The following is a 2,535-nucleotide window of genomic DNA, read 5'->3' on the forward strand; positions in this document are numbered from 1 at the left end:
AGATATAGCAAGACAAGTAGGGTATGAACATCCAAGCTACTTTATCAAGCGTTTCAAAGAACAGGAAAACGTTACGCCAACTATTTTTCGAAAAATGTATTTTTCATAAGCTACATATATCGGGGTTTATCTAGGTCATAAGACATGATGTGTATGCTGGTTATTTCGTATGAGTTTTAAAAAAGAAATTAAATGTAGTTTTAAGTGAAAACGGGGAGGAAAAGTAGAGAGAAGAAACAAAAAGGAGGGATAAACGTGTTTGGGTTAAATGATCTTCCAAAATTTGTGTGGTCATTCTGTCTTGTATTGCCACTTGTATCATTTGTTCATCAGCTGGGGCATTCCGTCATGGCAATTATTTTCGGAGGGAAGGTCGATTTTACTATTGGGCGAGGGAAAACGATTCTTAAAATGGGGAAGTTTAAAATTAAGTCAGTCTACTTTTTAGACTCGTTTTGTAAATATGAAAATCTTAAGAATGACAGTCGCATTTCTCATGCAGTGGTGTATGCTGGTGGTGTACTGTTTAATTTGCTTACTATTTTTATAATAAATGGATTAATTATGGCTAATATTCTGCCTGAAGATATATTTTGCTATCAATTTGTTTATTTTTCAGTCTATTATGTTATTTTCTCACTGCTGCCAATTCAATATACAGAGACAACTGCAAGTGATGGAMGTGCTATATATAACGTATTACGGTACGGGAAAACGTGTGATCCAGATTAAAGGGCTGTGTGTAGCAGCCTTTTTTGGTGCGTTTTTTCTCGTTCATTTAAATAAAAAAAGGAAAACTTTACGAAAAGAAAATAGTAGCGGATAATAAAGATAGAAGATGTTGGAATGTAAGAAAGGAGAGGATTCATACGATTATTGAGACAGAACGAATGACGCTGCGAGCCATGGCCGAAAGCGATGCAGGAAATTTACTGAAAATCTTTGAGGATGCTGAAGCAATGAAGTATTATTCTTCTACTAAAAGCGAACAAGACACACGCCGCTGGATTCAATGGATGAACCAGCATTATCAAACGTACGGCATTAGCATGTGGATCGCTGAGGATAAACAGAGAGGAGAGTTTCTAGGGCAGTGCGGCATGGTTCTTCAAAAAGTAGACGGAAAGGTAGATCCAGAACTTGGTTATTTATTTTTACGCAGCCGCTGGGGGGAAGGCTATGCGAGTGAAGCAGCAAAAGCTTGCTTAGATTATGGACTTCATACGCTGAAATTTCAGAAGATTATATCATTAATAGATCCTGACAATTTCCCATCGATTAAAGTGGCTGAAAGAATTGGCATGAAAAAAGAAAAGCAAGTTAACAAATGGGATAAATCGTTATTCTTTTATAGTATATATAATGAAAAATGAGAGTATAGGAGTGGTAGCATGATCAAAATTAAGAACGTTTCGGTAAAACGAGCAGAAAAAGAAATTTTAAAAAATGTGTCGTGGTTAGTGGAAAAAGGGGAACATTGGTGTTTGCTTGGGTTAAATGGTTCCGGAAAAACGACGCTTTTAAATATAATCAACGGATATATCTGGCCTACAAAAGGTCAAGTAGAAGTTCTTTCAAGGGAATTTGGAGAAACAAATCTGTCTGAGCTCAGAAAAGAAATCGGGTGGGTAAGTTCTTCGCTTCAGCAGCGGTTTCGAGATGACGATACGGTTTTAGAATTGATTTTAAGCGGCAAATTTGCATCTATTGGTTTATATGAACAAGTGGAGCAAAAAGATATGAACCAAGCCATAGAATTAATGCAGCTGCTAAATTGCACAGATTTACAAAATCAGGCGTACGGAACACTTTCTCAAGGAGAGCGCCAGCGGGTGCTAATTGCCCGAGCTCTTATGGCTTCACCAAAGCTTTTAATACTTGATGAGCCATGTACAGGTCTAGATATAATGGCCCGAGAACAGCTTCTTCAGCTGATTGCAAAAATGGCAGAGCAGCCAAAAGCGCCTACGCTTATTTATGTTACTCACCATGTAGAAGAAATTTTGCCTTGCTTTACCCATACGCTTTGTATGCGCCAAGGAGAAGTGTTTTCTTCTGGAAAAACGAAAGACCAGCTCACTGAGCCGCATCTTTCTAAATTTTTTAATCACGCCGTAGAGATTAAGCAGCAGAAGGAACGCACTTGGCTGTCATTAAAAGAACCGGTACCGGTAAAAAGCTGATCTAACGTCGAGAAACCTTCTTACATACCATGGGAAAAAGAGCGCTGCTTGCAATGGAAACAAGCTCATTGTGAAGATAATGTTTACATGCTACATAAATAGTGGTGCCGCAAATAATATCAATTAGTAAAAAAGCAGCAATGTCATGTTTATCAATGGTTACAAATACAAAAGAAGAGGAATCATAAGCTGTCATCGTTGGCTCCTTTGATTATATCGTTATGTTACTTTATTCACAAAAGGCTTGGGCTATACGAACTTTTAAAGAAGTAAGATGATGACAGCTGATTCTCTTTTCTACAGCTGATAATATTCTTGTTCGAGTATACTCATGATAAGATCTGTCTGAAAT

Annotated in this window: 5 protein-coding genes; 4 read left to right on the forward strand and 1 reads right to left on the reverse strand. The window is 37.5% G+C overall.

The genetic code is table 11. The features are described 5' to 3' along the window. Positions 1–4 precede the first annotated feature (4 nt). The 4 genes from AC1DRF_RS22870 to AC1DRF_RS22885 all read left to right on the forward strand — a co-directional run bounded on the left by AC1DRF_RS22870 (position 5) and on the right by AC1DRF_RS22885 (position 2,183). Positions 5–109, forward strand: coding sequence for an AraC family transcriptional regulator (locus tag AC1DRF_RS22870; RefSeq protein ID WP_477741769.1), 105 nt, complete (start codon positions 5–7; stop codon positions 107–109). A 146-nt stretch (positions 110–255) separates the two neighbouring features. After that, a complete protein-coding gene (locus tag AC1DRF_RS22875; protein WP_477741768.1) occupies positions 256–732 on the forward strand; it encodes a site-2 protease family protein in 477 nt (158 codons plus the stop codon). Positions 733–890: 158 nt separating this feature from the next. Then, positions 891–1,373 (forward strand): GNAT family N-acetyltransferase, encoded by a 483-nt coding sequence (locus AC1DRF_RS22880; protein WP_427076199.1) that lies wholly within the window; start codon positions 891–893, stop codon positions 1,371–1,373. Positions 1,374–1,391: 18 nt separating this feature from the next. Then, positions 1,392–2,183 carry an ABC transporter ATP-binding protein gene (locus AC1DRF_RS22885; protein ID WP_427076198.1) on the forward strand — a complete coding sequence of 264 codons (792 nt, stop codon included), beginning with the start codon at positions 1,392–1,394 and terminating at the stop codon, positions 2,181–2,183. Between the two features lies 1 nt (position 2,184). Here AC1DRF_RS22885 and AC1DRF_RS22890 read toward each other — a convergent pair whose 3' ends face one another. Continuing rightward, positions 2,185–2,379: a hypothetical protein gene (locus tag AC1DRF_RS22890; RefSeq protein ID WP_034652505.1), complete on the reverse strand. Its 195-nt coding sequence runs from the start codon at positions 2,377–2,379 to the stop codon at positions 2,185–2,187. Positions 2,380–2,535 lie beyond the last annotated feature (156 nt).

Source organism: Priestia sp. P5_B4, assembly GCF_056400385.1.

Coding starts and splice junctions, on each gene's coding strand:
- AC1DRF_RS22880 (WP_427076199.1), top strand. CDS start 891: ATGACGCTGCGAGCCATGGCCGAAAGCGATGCAGGAAATTTACTGAAA.
- AC1DRF_RS22885 (WP_427076198.1), top strand. CDS start 1,392: ATGATCAAAATTAAGAACGTTTCGGTAAAACGAGCAGAAAAAGAAATT.
- AC1DRF_RS22890 (WP_034652505.1), bottom strand. CDS start 2,379: ATGACAGCTTATGATTCCTCTTCTTTTGTATTTGTAACCATTGATAAA.